7 protein-coding genes are annotated in these 16,609 nt (G+C 71.6%); 6 read left to right on the forward strand and 1 reads right to left on the reverse strand.

Annotated features, from left to right (window positions below; translation table 11 throughout):
- The first annotated feature begins 38 nt into the window (after window positions 1-38).
- From ACR81A_RS02235 to ACR81A_RS02260, 6 genes are all read left to right on the forward strand, one after another.
- Window positions 39-5,990, forward strand: a complete 5,952-nt coding sequence (locus ACR81A_RS02235) for an Ig-like domain-containing protein (RefSeq protein WP_440312437.1) — start codon at window positions 39-41, stop codon at window positions 5,988-5,990.
- A gap of 43 nt (window positions 5,991-6,033) precedes the next feature.
- A complete protein-coding gene (locus ACR81A_RS02240) occupies window positions 6,034-7,161 on the forward strand; it encodes an AAA family ATPase (RefSeq protein WP_440312438.1) in 1,128 nt (375 codons plus the stop codon).
- Window positions 7,158-8,417 (forward strand): DUF58 domain-containing protein, encoded by a 1,260-nt coding sequence (locus ACR81A_RS02245; RefSeq protein WP_440312439.1) that lies wholly within the window; start codon window positions 7,158-7,160, stop codon window positions 8,415-8,417. Before ACR81A_RS02240 ends, ACR81A_RS02245 begins: the two co-directional genes overlap by 4 nt.
- Complete coding sequence (locus ACR81A_RS02250) at window positions 8,414-10,909, forward strand: transglutaminase domain-containing protein (protein WP_440312440.1); 2,496 nt, start codon at window positions 8,414-8,416, stop codon at window positions 10,907-10,909. The genes ACR81A_RS02245 and ACR81A_RS02250 overlap by 4 nt, the downstream gene beginning before the upstream one ends.
- Window positions 10,902-11,381, forward strand: a complete 480-nt coding sequence (locus ACR81A_RS02255; protein WP_440312441.1) for a hypothetical protein — start codon at window positions 10,902-10,904, stop codon at window positions 11,379-11,381. Before ACR81A_RS02250 ends, ACR81A_RS02255 begins: the two co-directional genes overlap by 8 nt.
- Before the next feature lie 124 nt (window positions 11,382-11,505).
- Window positions 11,506-12,858 (forward strand): DUF5684 domain-containing protein, encoded by a 1,353-nt coding sequence (locus ACR81A_RS02260; protein WP_440312442.1) that lies wholly within the window; start codon window positions 11,506-11,508, stop codon window positions 12,856-12,858.
- Window positions 12,859-13,010: 152 nt separating this feature from the next.
- On the opposite strand, the gene ACR81A_RS02265 is transcribed toward ACR81A_RS02260, so the two are convergent.
- Entirely contained in the window at window positions 13,011-16,601 is a 3,591-nt protein-coding gene (locus ACR81A_RS02265) for a proline dehydrogenase family protein (RefSeq protein WP_440312443.1), read from the reverse strand.
- Window positions 16,602-16,609 lie beyond the last annotated feature (8 nt).

Genomic DNA, 16,609 nt, shown 5'->3' on the forward strand with positions numbered 1-16,609 from the left:
CCGCGCAGCGGGGGTGGCAGACACGAACAGGGGAAACCGTGTCGCGACGGCGTCTCTGGGCGTGGGTTGCGGCTGGCGCGGCGACCGCGCTCATCGCGACCATCGCGATTGTCTCGGGCGGCTACGACGCGCGTGACACGCCACGCGTGGAGCCCGGCGTCTGGGTGGCGCGCGACGCGGGCCAATACGGTCGCGTGAACACGGATACCGGCGAGCTTGACACGGTGCGGAAGGTCACTGAACCCAGCGGCGTCGTGCAGGCCGGCGGCAGCGCCGCGGTGCTGACGAACGGATCGGGAGAGGCGTGGCCGATTGCGGCGGGCTCCCCGCAGGACCTGGGCATCCGCGATCGAGCGAGTTCGGGAGATGCGGCGGACGGTGCCGACGAGGCCGCGACAGCCAGCTCGGGATCGCAGGGCTCCGACGATGCCGCGCGCAGCGTCCGGCTGCCCGAGGGCGCGCGGGAGGTGCTCGTTGCCGGGCGCTTTGTCGCCGTGCGCACGGAGGCTGGCGGCGTGCTCGCGGGCGAACTCGCGGCCGAGTCGCTCAGCGCGGTGCCGAGCGCTGAGGAACTGGAACGCCAGCTCACCGCGCTGCGCCCGATCGGAGAGAGCGCGACGCCCTCGGATAACGCTCCTGAAGCGTCCGACGATGCCGCCGCAGACGAGGCTGCGGGGGACACCGCGCTCGATGCTGCCGCGATTGCACTCGCCGCCGATGGCACGGTTGCGGTGTACTCGGCCGAGTCGCACACAATTCGCCGATTTGACGTGCCCCGCGACACCGAGCGTGGAAGCCCCACGGAGCTGCCGGGATCGCCCGCGGCGGAGCCGCAGCTTGCGCTTATCGGTGACGACTGGGTGCTGCTCGATGCGGCAGACGGCCGGTTGCTGCGTGCCGGGGCCGATCCCGCGCAGCTCACCCTTGAGGGGACGCCCCGCCTGCAGCTCAGCAGCTCCGGCCGCGGCGCAGACGGCGCGGCCGCGCTCATCGCAGACCAGGCGGGCCTTATCGCGGCCTCGCCGGGCCGTGATTCCGAGCGCGTCGCTGAAGCGAGCGGCACGCCGGCACGGCCGAGCGAGGTGGCGGGCGAGCGCTTTGCCGCATGGCTCGGGCAGGGCGCGGGCACGCTGTGGCGCAGCGCACGCGCGGAGACCCTCCCGCTGCAGTTTGATGACGCGGTGCGCGATGCGACGGACCTCGCCCCGGTGATCCAGAGCAACGGCGATCGGGCCGTGCTGAGCGAACCGCGAACCGGCATGCTGTGGACGCTGCCGGACGGCGCACTGATCCCACTCTCGCAGTGGAGTCTCGCTGATCCGCCGCAAGAGCTGCGTGGCGCCGTGGTGGTTGAGGAGGTCACCGAGCAGGTGGCGCCCACCGCCGTCGATGACTCGTTCGGCGCCCGCCCCGGGGTGCCCACGCCGCTGCCCGTGCTGCTCAACGACTTTGATGCGAACGTGCGCGACGTGCTGACGGTTGTGCCCGACTCGATCGACGATTCCTCGCTGCCCGAGGAGTTCGGCACGCTCGAGCTGCTCGCAGATCGGCAGTCGCTCGTGTTCCAGGCCGCACCCGGCGCGCGGGGCACCGCAAGCTTCAGCTACCGGATCTCAGATGGCACCCTCGAGTCGGCGCCCGCGACCGTCACGCTGCGCATCGCCGCGGATGACGAGAACGGAGCGCCTGCGTGGTGTCCCGTGGAGGGGTGCCAGCGTGAGTGGGGCGTGCCCGCGGTGGTGCCGGGCGGTACACTCGTCGCGCCGCTGCTCGAAGGATGGGTCGATCCCGAGGGTGATGTGATGACCCTCGCGCGCGTGGCGCCCGTGCGGGCGGCGGATCCCGTGCGCGCGATTGTCACTGCGGACGGGCGCCTGGCGGTGCGCCATACCGATCCGAACGCTGGGCCCGCGGACATTGGGCTGCGCGTGACCGTGCGCGACAGTCGTGGAGCTGAGGCGGAGCGCGAGTTGACGCTGCAGGTGCGCGCTGACGCGGTGCCCGTCGTGACGGGTACCGCCGCGACCATCGCGGTGGGGCAGCCGACCACGATTCGCCCGCTCGAGCGGGTGGCCGGCGGCTCGGGAACCTTCACGCTGGTCGACGTCGTGCCGCTCGCTGGTTCGGCGCAGGCGGCTCCGCAGCAGACCTCCGGCACGGTGCAGGTGACTGCGAGCGATGCTGGGGTATCCAGCTACGCGATGACGGTGCGCGATGCGGTCACGGGAACGGAGACAACGGGCACCCTGCGGGTCACAGCAGTGGCGGGTGGGCCGCAGCTCGTCCTGCCACCGCTCCGCGCCTATGTGCGGCCGCTCGCTGACTCGACCGTTGAAGTGCTCGATGCCATTCCTGGGGCGCAGGACCGTGCGCTCGCGGTGCGCAGCGTTGCCGTGGTGGACGGCGATCTGCGGGCCGACGTCGTTGAGCACGCGCGGGTGCGCGTCGCCGGAAACACCGCGGACGGGGCGCCCGGCCGAATTGGTTCCGCAGACATCACTGTGGCGGAGGGCGATGCGAGCGCGCGCGGTCGCCTCACCGTGTTCCAGGTGCCCGAGACCAGCGGCGCTGGGGTGATCGCGGTCGGCAACTCCGCGACCGTGCGCGCGGGATCGACCGTCGACGTGCGCGTGCTCGAAAACGATGTTGCGCCGCCGGGGGAGCGTCTGCTGCTGGACCCGAAGGTCACCTCCTCCGGGGCAGCCGGCGAACTCGCCTTCGCAGCGGGGGGCACACTGCGGTATGTGGCGCCGGACAAGCCGGGCACCTATCGTGTGAGCTACACCGCATACGCCGCGGGCGCCCCCGAACTGAGCGACACCGGCGAGGTCGTGTTTACCGTGGTCGGGACGGGAGCCAACCGGGATCCGCAGCCCTCCGCAGTGACCGCGCGGGTGGCGCCGGGCGGCAGCGCGAGCGTGCGCGTGCCGCTCACGGGTGTGGACCCGGACGGGGATCGCGTGCGATTGGTGAGCATCGACGCGGGCGATGACCCGCGAATCTCTGCCACGCTCGATGCGTCGGGCACGGGCATCGAGGTCGGCGCATCTGCAGCGGCCGAGGCGGGCACCGTTCCGCTGCGCTACACGGTGAGCGATGGCCGCGGCGGAACTGGGCGCGGCACGCTCAACGTCGTGGTGACGGGCGACTCGAGCGGCGCGCCAACCGCGATGACCGACCAAGTGCGGTTGGTGCCGGGCGGCGCGACGGTGATCCGGCCGCTCGACAACGATGTTGACCCCGCGGGCGGCACGCTCACCCTGCGCTCGGTGCAGCCGAACACCACGGCCGCACCCGATAGCGCGGAGTACCGTGCCTTGGCCGAGGCGCTCGACGTGTCCGAGATCGCCGAGGGGCGGGTCGGAGTGCGCGCGGCCGCAGAACTGGGCACGGTCTCGTACCGCTACTCGGTGCGCTCGGAGCAGAGTGGGAGCACCGCGGAGGGCCTCATCGTCGTGCAGACCTCCGAGCGAGTCGGAGCGCAGGCACCCGCAGTGCGGGATACCGTGCTCAGCGTGCGGGATCGCTCGCAGCTTGCGGGGCGTGGCGTGGACGTGCTCTCGGGGAAAGTGCGCTGGCAGGGCGGCGACCCAGACACACTCAAGCTCTCGCTGTGGGACGCGCAGCGCGGCGACTACCGGGTTTCGGGATCGCAGATTGCCGGCGACTATAACCCAGCGGGCGACCTCGTGATCTTCAAGGTGAGCGGGACAGACGCGAACGGCACCGCTGTCGCGAGCTACGGCTTCCTCGTGATTCCGCCGCTCGACGAACTGCGCGTCACGCTGAAGCCTGGGCTCGCGCCGCTCGAGGTCGACGAGGGCGAGACCGTCTCGGCGCGCGTCGCCGACCTCGTGGATGCCGGACCCACCGATCGCATTGAGCTGCGCGGCAGTGTCTTTGCGACCGGGCGCCCCGGTGCGCGCTGCGAAGCCGAGAACTCCAGCACGATTCGGTACCTGGCCGGCCGCGGCGAGCCCTGGAGCGACAGCTGCCAGATGGAAGTGCGCCTTGCGGGCCAGGAGCGGTGGACCGTGCTGCCCGTGCCCATCCGCGTCATCCCGAGTGAGCCCGTCGCCGAGCTCCGTGCCTTGACCCGCACGATTTCGCCGGGAGCGAGTGAAACGATTGCCCTGAGCGACATGGTGACCTGGCAGGGTGAGCGGGCCGGTTCCGCCTCCGCGCTTCGTTTCTCGTTGAGCGGTGCGAGCGAGGCGTTCGACGTGACGATTGGCGGCGGGACGGTGCAGGCGACGGCCCGCGCAGATGCGCGCGCCGGAGTCGAGGAGACGCTGACGGTATCCGTGACCGGCGCGGGTGAATCGCGCGCCCCACTGACCCTCCGGGTGGGCGAGAGCCCGCGAGACCTTCCGCGTGGCGGCACGGTCTCGCTGAACTGCACGGTGGGCCAGCCGTGCGCTGCAGACCTCGTGGGCGTGGCCGGCGAGCACGACCCGTTTGCCGGGAAGCGCGGCGGTGGGCTGCGGGTGGTGTCGGTGGACGGCGCCGGGTGTTCAATCGCCCGCTTCGCCGTGTCGGACGAGCAGCGCGTCAACGTGAGCTGGCCCGACACGAACGGCCCCGGCGGTACGTGCACGGTGGGCTACACGGTGCGCGACGCGCAGGGACGGGTGGGCGCTGGCTCGATTGAGCTCGACGCGCAGGGCCTTCCTGACGCGCCGGCAAGCATTACGCAGACCGGGTTCACCGCGTCGAGCGCATCGTTCCGGGTGACCCTGGGTGGGCGGCAGGCTCACCCCGATGTGACGGGTGTGCGTGTGCAGGGCGCGGGGTCATCGAGCTGCACCCCGGCAGGATCGGGCGCATTCGACTGCGTGGTGACGGGGCTCGAGAGCGGCGTGCGCAAGAGCTTCACCGCACGCGCCCAGAACTCGGTGGGCGACTCGGCTCCCTCGAGTGCGATCACCGCGTGGGCCTACCGTGCGCCGGAGCAGCCGACGCTTTCGGTCTCGTCCCTCCCTGACGCGGGAAACACCGACCAGGCGAGCGGTGGCCTCCGCGTCTCGGCGAACGGCTCCGCGGATACGCGTGAGCTGCGGGTCGCCGTCGGCGGGGTCGCCCAGGGCACGATCTCGGGCAGCCGTGGCAGCATCGACCTCCGCGGCCTGCCCGTGGGCGCGGCGACCGTCACCGTCACCCCGGTGACCGCGCACGAGCTTCCCCCGGTGCCGGGCGGTTCAGACACGGGAACCGCAGCGCAGGCCGAGGGGCGGGTGATCGGCGCTCCGCTCCTGCGCGGCGCCACGCTGCAGAGCGAATCGGGATCGACGAGCGCCACGGTGATCCCCGACGGGGGCTCCGCCCACGCGAGTGAGACGGTCACGCTGCGGTACGCAGTCGCGCCGCGGGGGAGCGCACCCGATTGTGTGGCTGGCGGCAGCGCGAATGCGACCTTCTCCGATTTGAAGCGTGGCGGCTGGTACCGCGGCGCCGCGTGCGCAACGAGTCCGTACGGCGTGAGCTCTGCGACAACGGGCGAGACCCAGGTGGGCGGCACGATCCCGGATCCCCGTGCGAGCTATGCGGTGTCGACGACCCCGGTGGGCGACAGCAGCCGCGCAAGCTATGGCTATGTGGGCTCGCCGAGCGCCGAGGCGCTCCTCCCCGGCGCGAAGCTCCGCTTCCTGCCGGGTGGCGGCGAGGCCCCGCCCGAGAACCCAAACGACGCAACCCCGATCACGGTGCAGCAGTGCCTTGGCGGACAGTGTTCGGAGCCCGCGCCGGCGCGCTGGAGCGGTGCCCCGCGCCCCGTGGTTGTCGAGCTCAACGGCAGCTGCGTCGACCCCGCGGCGGTGGGCGATCCCGCAGCGGCCGGGAAGACCGCGACGATCTCTGCCGCGGCTGCAGGCAGCGCCAGCTACGCGGTCGGCGCGCCTGCGGACGGAACCGTTCCACTCACGGTGAGCTGGGCAGGCGAGTATGCGGCGCTCACTCCGGCAGTGCTGAACGCGCCCGTCTGCGCGCCCTAGCCCCTATTCTTTTCCACCGACCACCCCAACCACACGAGGACTCATGAACGCACAGCAGCAGGATCCGCGCGACGACTTTCCCGTGGACGACGATCCCACGCTCGTCCCGGCCTCGCCGAGCGCGGAGCCCGCAACGCGGCCGAGCGCGCCCCTCGGAAGCGCGCCCTCCGGCAGCACCGGTGGCGCAGCGCGTGGCGTGGCGAGCGATGCGCTCCGGCCAGAGCAGGCACGGTGGGTGCAGCAGGTGTTCTCCGCGTGCGCAGACGCGCTCGGCGAGGTTGTCCAGGGCAAGCGCCGCGTCATCGAGCTCGTCTTGGCAAGCACCTTCGCGGGCGGGCACGTGCTGCTCGAGGACGTTCCCGGCACGGGCAAGACGGCGCTCGCGCGCGCGCTCGCGGCAGTGATCCAGGGCACCTCCTCACGCATTCAGTTCACCCCCGACTTGCTGCCTGGCGACGTCACGGGCATTTCCGTGTTCGATCAGCGCGCTGGGGTGTTCGAGTTTCATGCGGGCCCAGTATTCGCGAACGTGGTGCTCGCCGACGAGATCAACCGCGCCAGCCCGAAGACGCAGTCGGCACTGCTCGAGGTGATGGAGGAAGCGCGCGTGACGGTCGACGGGGTCTCCCACGAGGTGGGCAATCCGTTCCTCGTGATCGCCACGCAGAACCCCATCGAGCAGGCGGGCACCTACCGTTTGCCGGAGGCGCAGCTCGACCGCTTCATGATCAAGACGACGATCGGCTACCCGGATGCGTCCGCGATGCTGCGCATTCTCGAGCAGCACCGCCGGGTGCAGGAGCCCATCGAGCCGGTGGTCACGACCGCGATGGTTGCGCAGGCGCAGGCGCTGGTCGATCGTGTCCATGTGAGCCCGCTCGTCGCCGACTACGCCGTGCAGATCGTCGAGGCCACTCGCCGTGCGCGCGAGGTGCGCCTGGGCGCCAGTGTGCGTGGTGCGCTCGCGCTTGTGCGCCTCGCGACCGCCTGGGCCGCGGCAGCGGGACGCCACTATGTCACGCCGGACGATGTGCGCGACCTTGCGCTGCCGACCCTCGCGCACCGCCTTGTGCTGGAACCGGAGGCGGAGTTCGACGGCGTCACCGCAGAGCAGATCGTCGGTCAGGTGCTGCTTGACGTACCCATGCCGCGGGAGAACGGCACCGCGTGAGCCAGACGGACACCGCACCGCCCTCGCGGCGGAACCCGCTGGCGATGCTTCGGGCGGGTCTCACCCGTGCCGTGCGCGTTGTCACGCCGGCGGGCCGCTTCGTGGCGCTGGGCGGTGTGCTTGCCGCGGTGCTCGCCGCGTGGCTGGGGTGGGCTGAAGCGGGAATGCTCGCCATCGCCGCAGCGCTGCTGATCCTCGTGTCGCTGCCGTTCCTGCTGGGCGGCCGCGCGTACCGGGTCGAGCTGCACGCAGAACGCGAGCGGGTGGTCGCGGGGGGCGAGGCAACACTGCGCGTCGGCGTGACGAACGCAAGCCGCACGCCAGCGCTGCCGGCGACGGCGGAGCTGCCCGTGGGCGCGGCACTTCGTGAACTACCGATCCCCTTCCTCACCCCCGGTGCCGACGCATCGATCGAGGTCGCCGTGCCGACGCCCCACCGCGGGGTGATCGATGTTGGGCCGCTTGCGCTGACCCGGCGCGACCCGATCGGTCTCTTGCAGCGCGAGCTGAGCTGGCCGGCGCATCGGCGCATTCACGTGCACCCGGTCACGGCCGCGCTCCCGGCGAGTAGCGCCGGGCTCATCCGCGACCTAGAGGGGGATGCGAGCCGTCGCCTCACCGATGCCGACCTCTCGTTTCACGCTGTGCGCGAGTACGCCGCGGGCGATGCGCGGCGGCACATCCACTGGCGCTCCACGGCGAAGACCGGCCGACTCATGGTGCGGCAGTACGAGGAATCCCAGACCGCGCGTTCCGCGATCCTGTTCGATAGTCGCCGTGACGCGTACGCGACGCCCGAGGAGTTCGAACTGGGCGTGAGTACCGCGGCCTCGTTCGGTGCGCACGCGGTTCGGGAAGGACGCGAGCGCCTCGTGGCCACGCAGTGGGTGGCGGGGCGAGTGCGAGCCGCGCTCGCGGGTGCATGTGAGCTGCCCAGCCGTACCGGCGCGCAGCTGCTCGACGCCTGGGCGGAACTCGATCCGAGCGACGCGGGCGTGCCCCTCGAACAGCTGGCGCGCGGGCTTGCGGAGTCGGGGCGACCACTGTCGCTCGTGGTGCTCATCACGGGTTCCCGCCCCGAGCCACAGCGGCTGCGCCGCGCCACCGTCCCCTTCGCGGGCGATGTTGCCGTGCTGACGGTGCGCTGCGCGTTGCACGCAGATCCCGCGATTCATCGCGGGGCTGGTTCCGCGCTCCTCACGGTCGGGGCGCTGCAGGACACCGCTCCGCTCCTCCTCCGTCGGGGAAGCGCGTGAGCCCGCGGCGGCCCGGACCCGGCTTCGCCGCGGGTCTCCTCGCCTTCGCGATTGCGCTCGTCGCGCTCGCGGCGGCCTGGCCGATCTATCAGGATCCGCGTGCCGCGCTCGTCACGGGCGTCGCAGCAGCGGCCGCGTTCCTCGTGGTGTGGGCGGGCACTCGCTGGCGCTGGGGCGTCGGCACCGCGGTCGCCCTCGCCGCGGTGGGCACGGCGCTCATCGTGCCGCTCGCGGTTCCCGCGGCACTCGGCGGCGGGGTACGCAGCTTCTTCCTGGGGCTCGGCGATGGGCTTGCTTCGGTTGCGCTCGGGTGGAAACAGCTCCTCACCCTCACGCTCCCCGTGGGGCACTACCAGTCGGTGCTGGTCCCGCTTCTCGTCGTTGTGCTGCTCTCGGTTGCCGCATCGACACGCCTCGCCGCGGGCGGCCCTTGGGCGCACGCGCTCGCCGCGATCCCACTCCTCGCGCCGGTGCTCTTCGGCACCGTGTTCGGGCCCGGAACGCCGAGCGAGCCGCTGAGCATCGGCCCGATCCTCATCGAAGCCCCGCGCGAGCTCGCGCTCTGGGGAGTGAGCGCGATCCTGGTGACCACCTGGATCGCGTGGAGTTCGGGCCGAGCGCGCCGCGCGGCACTGCGCCTGGGGGGCGGCCCGCGGGCAACCGGGCGCCGGTTCGTGCGCGGCAGCCTGGCTGCGCTCCTTGCGGTGGGCGCGCTCGCCGCGGGCACCATACTCGCGCCCGCTGTCACCGCGACACCGCGCACGCTGCCGCGTGACCAGGTGGACCCGGTCGTGGTGGTCCGCGCACAGAGCAGCCCGCTCTCGGGGTATCGCGTGTGGAAGCGTGACGCCGCCTTCGACGCGCCGCTCTTTACAGTGACGAGTGACGGGGAGCTCCCGCAACGGCTGCGCATCGCCGTGCTCGACGACGCGAATGGCGTCGACTTCGCGGTGACCGCGGAGCGCGGCACCTTCACCCGCTTCCCGAGCGGGCACGACGTGCCAGACCCGAGTCGGATCAGCGTGCGGCTTGACTCTGCGGACTCCGGGATCTGGCTGCCGCTCCCCGCCGAACTCGGTGAGCCGCCGCGCTTCACCGGCCCGCGCTCCGCAGATCTCGCCGATGGCTTCTACCTGGATCGCGAGACCGGCGCCGGGATTGCCGTGCCCACCGCGGCGGGGCTGCGCTCCGGCGACGGCTACACCGCGGTCGTCGGCACGGCGGCGGACGCTCAGCTCGATCCCGCGCCCGCGTTTGATACCCCGCAGATCGACCGCACCGCGTACCCGCAGCTCGACCGTTGGGTGCGCATGCAGCAGTTGCCTGCCACGGGTGCGGGGCTGCAGACCGCGATCGAGCGGCTGCGCGAGCGTGGATACCTGAGTCACGCGCTGAGCGACAACCCCGGTGCGCGCGCCTGGCTCGACGAGTTGAGCGCAGAGCACGGCACGCGGTTCGTCGCGAGCGCCGGGGGTCACTCTGACGCCCGCGTCGAGGAACTGTTCGCGCAGCTTGCGGACCGCCAGGCGGCTGCCGGCGAGGGTGCCAGCAGCGCTGAGCTCGTGGCGGGCATCGGCGACGACGAGCAGTTCGCGGTTGCCGCCGCGCGGCTCGCCGAGGCGTTTGGCTTCGACGCGCGTGTCGTGCTCGGAGTGCGGCTCAACGGTGCCGCCGGTGCCGCCGGTGCCGCCGACTCTGGCGAGGTGCCCGGTGTGCCCGCGTGCGGCGAAACGTGTGCGGGACGCAACATCGCCGCGTGGGTGGAGGCGCGTGGCGCGGATGGCGTGTGGGCGCCGCTCGATGTCACCCCGCAGGTCGCCGTTCCACCCGCAGCGCTCACCGAGGGCGAACGTCTCCCTGAGCACCCAACGGTGCCGGAGGAGCGCGACGCACACGAGAGCGATCCGGAGTACGGAGCGGGAACGGGCGACAGCTCGTCCGATCCGGCGCCGCCGCGAACGGAACCCGGCAGCGTGTGGCCCTGGGTACGCGGGGTCTCGCTGGGGCTTCTCGGCGTGCTCCTGCTCACCACCCTGGCGCTCTTCATCCCCGCGATCAAGGCGCTGCGCACGCGGCGGCGACGCGGTGCTTCGCATCCCGAAGTGCGCGCGCTCGGCGCGTGGGAGGAGTTTGTCGACCTGCACGTGGACGCCGGGGCGATCCCGCGACCGCGCAGTCGCGGGGCGGCGACGGAGAGCCGCCGCGATCTGGGTGCCCGCCTGCCCGGTGGTGCGACGTTCGCTGCGCGCGTCGACCACGCGGTGTTCTCCCCCGAGGGCGCGTCCGCAGACGAAGCGACCGAGTTGTGGTCGCGCGTCGATCGTGCGCGGGATCAGCTGCGCGCGGACCGCTCGGGTCTGGGACGGCTCCGTGCACGCTTCTCACTCGCTTCGTTCGGGATCGGCCCCGAGCGGTCCGCACATCCACCCGCGGCCGCGGCCACGTCTGGCGAGGCGGAGCCCGCGAAACCAGAAGAGGTGCCCCGTGCGTGACCCTGATGAGGTGACCGGCGGTACGAGCGGAACGCCCGCGCCGCCCGTGCCTGAACCGACTGACGAGCGCTCCGCGCGTGCGCTCGCCGCACTGATGTTCAAGCCGAAGCTGGATCCCGAGCGGCGGTTGCCGCAGGCGCCGGGCGAACCGCCTGCACCGGTGCACGGCGGCGAGCGACCGGAGATCCCCGTGGTGTACGGGGCGCGGGCGGTACCGGAACTGGATCCTGCCGCCGCGGCAGCGGATCTCGCGGCGTGGGATCTCGGAGCGCCCGGGGAGCTGCCCGCTCCGGGGCCCGGTTCGACTCCCGACCAGGCACGCGCCACCGCGGCCGATGACCCCAAGGGAGCGCTCCCGTCGCTCGCGCGCCAGAATGCGCGGTTCCGTCGCGCGGTGCTCGTCGGCGGACCGGTGCTGCTCATCGGTGTGGTGACGGGGATCACGGTCATCGTGAGGCTGCTGCTCAGCTGAGTGTTCGTCAGGCGCGTTCCGGCTGTTGCACACCCGCCACACGTAGAATGAGAGGCAGTGGATCACCCGCACTGCGGTGGGATTCGCTTCCGACTCCCCGAGTGAATGGACTGGTGGCGATCCGATGAGTTCTGAACTCAGCAGCGGTGGCTTCACGGTGCTTGTCGCGATGCTCAGCATTTGGGGCCTCGTCGCGCTCGTGCTGTACGTCTGGTACCTCTGGGCGCTGTCGAAGCTGTTTCCCTACCTGGGGCTGCCGTCGCGCGATGGGTGGATCCCCGTCTGGAATCAGTGGCAGTTGCTGAAGCGTGGCGGCCTGCCCGGCTGGCTCGTGCTGCTCGGGTTCGTGCCCGGACTGATCCTCGTGGTCATCATTGTGAGCATCATCGCCATCCACCGGCTGAATCGAGAGTTCGGCAAGGACGCCTGGTACACCGTGCTCGGTGCATTCCTTCCCCCGATCTGGGCCATGCTCTTGGCAAGCCACATCGGCGATGGCATGTACGCGGGTGCGCGGGTGTACCAGGGCGAGACCGCGTTTCCGCCGCTCTCGCCCTCGCGTCGCGCGGCTGCGGCGGCAGCGGGGGGTGGCGAGGGGAACCCTGTGGCCAATGAACCCGCAGCCTGGCGGGGCCTGCCTCCCGTCTCGGAGGCCGCGCTTGCGGAGGCACACCGCGAGCCGAGCGACCAGCAGCGCGCGGGCGGCGCCGAGCGCGTCGCACCAGTTGCACCGGTTGCACCGGCTGCTCCGTCGTCGACGGGAGCCAGCGGAGGCGAGCGCGTTCGTGCCGCCGCCGATCCGCACGACATGAACGACTGGGGCTTCAGTAACACGACGATCGGCAACTTCGAGCGTCTCGCTGCCGAGGAACTTGAGGAGCGCCCGGCCACCCCGCTCGGTGTGCGCGCTGCGCCAGAGCCCTTCGCGTGGCCCGAGCCTCGCGCCCCGCGCGCCGCTGAGTCGGCGGCCCCCGCTGAGTCGGCGGCCCCGGCGGTGTCGCCGACTCCCGAGGTCCCCGCAGAGCCCGAGCCGCCTGTGGCGACTGAAGCTCCCGTGCCTCAGCCCGCCCCCGTCCCTGCGCCGACTGCGGCTGCGGCTGCGGCAGTTTCTCCTGTGCCCGTCGAAGAACAGCCAGAGCCTGCAGCAGCGACCTCGGCGCAGCGGTGGGGGCTCGAACTGCCCGACGGTGAAGTGCTCGAACTCGTCGGGACCGACATTGTGGCGGGCCGGAAACCGAGCAGCCTGGAAGGCTCCGAGACCCTGCTGCTTGCAGACCCCACCCGGACGGTATCGAAGTCGCACGTGCGGTTGCGCTTGGCCGGTGGCGAGTGGACGGTGGAGGATTTGAACTCTACGAACGGCCTCACACTGGTCTCGTCGAACGGGCAGCGCGCGCAGTTGCCCGCCGGGCTGACGTTCCCTGCGACGGAGCACATGATCTTCGGCACTCTTGAGGTGCGCCTCCGCGCCCTCTGACCGCCGCCCTCCCCAGCTCACCCCACTCCACCCCCCCCCACACGCAAGCGCAAGATCGGGGTCAGTTTGGCAGGGTGTCGGTGTGCGCGCTCGCGCGACACCCTGCCAAACTGACCCCGATTCGCCAGGGGGGGCGGGGCGGGGCGGGGTGGTTAGATGAGGCCCTCGGACAGCTGGCTCGGGGTACCGAAGCGGTGTGCGGTGATCGAGACCGCCTGCTCCCGGAGGTGCGGCAGCAGCTCCACGCGGCCCGCGGAGACGACCGGGCCGGCGTACACCGCGATATCCGGCTTGCCGCCCGTCGCAGCGTAGATGCGCGCCGCCTCGTCCGCGCGTGACGCACCCGCAACGAGACGCACGCGCGCGCTCGCCGCTGGCCCATCCTGTGCGGCAAGCCCGGCGAGGCGAGCGCCCCACGCAGCTTCGTCCTCAAGCTGCACGGAGACGCCGGCCTGCACGAGTGCCGTGGCGAGGGGCGTCGGCAACGCGAACGCTGCGCTCACCATGGGGGCGACGCGCTCGGCCGCGGCCGACGATCCGGCCGCACCGGCGGTGATCCCCGCCGCAATCGCGCGGACGGCCTCGTGGAGGGGTGCATCCGCCGCAACTCGGATTGTGGTGCTGACCGCGTGGTAGCGAAGCAGGTTGCGCTCGACCCCGAGCTGCGAGGCATCACGCGCCACACCAAACTCGGCGTCCCACGCTGCCGCATCGCTGCCCAGCGCGGTGCGCAGCCAGGCAAGCTCGGCGCCCGCAAGACCCGCACGCTCGGCCGCCGCGAGAACCGGCGCAGCTGCGGGGTGTGCGGCTCCTGCCGCCACCGCGACCGGCGCGTCGGCCCAGTTGCCGAGCCCGTGCAGGTAGTTCGGCCCGCCGGCCTTCGTGCCAGCGCCGATGGCCGACTTCTTCCATCCACCAAACGACTGCCGTCGCACAATCGCACCGGTGATGCCGCGGTTGACGTACAGGTTGCCGGCCTGGATGCGGCGCAGCCACGTCTCGAGGTCGTCTCGGTCGAGCGAGTGCAGCCCGCTCGTGAGGCCGTAGTCGATGTCGTTCACCATATCGATCGCCTCGTCGAGCGTGTCCGCCGTCATGATGCCGAGGATCGGGCCGAAGTACTCGGTGAGGTGGTATTCGGAGCCGCGGCGCACCCCATCGCGCACTCCCGGGCTCCACAGCTTCGTGCTGCCCTGCGCATCCCGCGCCAGCGGGCTGTCGCTCTCCACGGGCGCGGGCTCAATGAGCCACCGCTCGCCCGCACCCAGCCGCGTGAGCCCGCGAAGCAGCTTCCCGTCGGGCGCCGTGATGATCGGCCCCATCTGCGTGCCGAGGTGTTCGGGCGTTCCCACGCGGAGTGAACGCACCGCATCGAGCAGCTGCCCGCGGAACCGCTCCGAGGTGGCGACCGATCCCACGAGGATGACGAGCGAGGCCGCCGAGCACTTCTGGCCGGCGTGGCCGAAGGCGGACTGCGCGACGTCGCGCGCGGCGAGATCCAAATCCGCGTTGGGCGTCACGATGATCGCGTTTTTCCCGCTCGTCTCGGCGAGAATCGGCAGGTCCTGCCGCAGCTCGCGGAAGCGGACTGCGGTCTCGTACGCGCCTGTGAGGATGAGCCGGTCCACGCGGGGATCGGCGACGAGCCGCGAGCCCAGATCCCGATCTCGGAACTGCACGAGCTGCAGCACCTCCCGGGGCACGCCGGCCTCCCACAGCGCCTCGACCATCACGGCGCCCGAGCGGGCGGAGTTCGAGGCGGGCTTGATGATCACCGACGAGCCTGCGGCGAGCGCCGCGAGCGCTCCACCCGCGGGGATTGCGACGGGGAAGTTCCACGGTGGAATGACCGCGGTGAGCGCGACGGGCTCAAACGTCGCCCCGTCGACCTGCTCGAGCAGCTGTCCGAGCATCGCGTAGTAGTTCGCGAAGTCGATCGCCTCGGATACCTCGGGGTCACCCTGGTCGAGGGTCTTGCCGCACTCGGAGCCCATGACCTCGAGGAGCTCGCCGCGGCGTTCCTCGAGTCGTTCGCCCGCGCGCATGAGAATGCGGGCACGCTCGTCGGCTCCGAGCGCCTGCCACCCGGCGGACGCCGCGATGCCGCGCTCGATGATCGCATCGAGCGCGGAATCATCAGGCACCACGGCGTCGGCGACGAGCTGCGTGCCGAGCTGCGAGTCGGTCATGCGGTCAGCAATCGCGAGCCCCCACACCCGGTTTCCGGGCAGATCGGGATCGGTGTCGGGCGCATTGTCGAACTCGCCCCGCCGGCCGGCGGCCACGCGGGCCTCAACGCGCGCCTCAGTGCCCGCGGTGTCGTATTCGCGGCGATCCTGCTGTCGGTTCGGCGGGGGCACCGCGAGGCCCGCGGCGCTGCCATCCCCGGTGATCGCGGTGAGCGCGTCAAGAGAGGCGAGGAAGCGATCGCGCTCGCGTTCGAAGAGGGGGCGACTTTCGCCCAGCTCGAACACCGCGGACATGAAGTTCTCCTGGCTCGCGCCCTCTTCGAGGCGACGAATCAGGTATGCGATGGCGACATCGAACTCCTCGGGGTGCACCACGGGGGTGTAGAGCAGGAGAGAGCCGACCTCGCGCTTCACCGCTTCGGCCTGCCCGGTGGCCATGCCGAGCAGCATCTCGAACTCGATCCCGCTCTCTGCGCCGCGCGCCTTCGCGAGCAGCCAGGCGAGTGCCACATCGAAGAGGTTGTGGCCGGCAACTCCGATGCGCACATTGCGCACGCGATCCGGGTGGAGCGCGTAGTCGATGACGGCCTTGTAGCTCGTGTCGGAGTCCTGCTTCGTGCCCCAGGTCGCGGCGGGCCAGCCGTGAATCGCGGCGTCGACGAGCTCCATGGGCAGGTTGGCGCCCTTCACGATGCGCACCTTGATGGGGGCTCCGCCGCGAGCGACGCGGCCCGCCGACCACTGCTGCAGGCGGATCATCGCCCCGAGGGCGTCGGGCAGGTATGCCTGGAGCACGATGCCTGCCTCGAGCTCGAGGAACTCGGGTCGGTCGAGGATGCTCGTGAACACCGCGAGGGTGAGGTCGAGGTCCTTGTACTCCTCCATATCGAGGTTGATGAACTTGCGGGGGCTTGCCGCCGCGGCGCGCGTGAAGAGCGGGATCAGCTGCTCCTCGATGTGCGCGACGGCCTCGTCGAACGCCCAGTGGTTGTGCGGGGCGACTGTGGAGGACACCTTGATCGAGACGTAGTCGACGTCGGGACGGTCGAGCAGGCGATGCGTGCCGGCGAGGCGGCGCTCCGCCTCGTGCTCGCCGAGGATGGCTTCGCCCAGCAGGTTGATGTTCAGTCGCACGTCGTCGGTGCGGAGCTTGGCGATCGCGCGGCCGAGCTTCTGATCGCTCGCGTCGATGATGAGGTGGCTGACCATCTGGCGGAGCACGCGCCGCGCGATGGGCACGACGACGCCAGGGAGGGGCTTTGCGAATGCGCCACCCAGGCCGATCGCGCCGCGGAGCGGGGCGGCGAGGAACTTCGGGGTGAGCGGGGTGAGCTCGCTCAGCTTCTTCGCCGCAGCGCGGAGGTCTTCGGGGCGCACCACGCCGTCGACGAAGCCCACGGTGAAATCGAGCCCGTTCGGGTCGCGCAGCACGCCGGCGAGGCGCGCGGCCGAGGGGTCTGCGGGATTCTCCGCGGCTTCGCGGATCCAGCGCTCGACGAGCGCGATGGCCTCGGGGGCGAGGTCCTGGGGGCGGGTGGTGGCGTGCACGGTCACGACGGGCC

This window comes from Leucobacter chromiireducens, from assembly GCF_051993095.1.
Lineage (GTDB): Bacteria > Actinomycetota > Actinomycetes > Actinomycetales > Microbacteriaceae > Leucobacter > Leucobacter chromiireducens.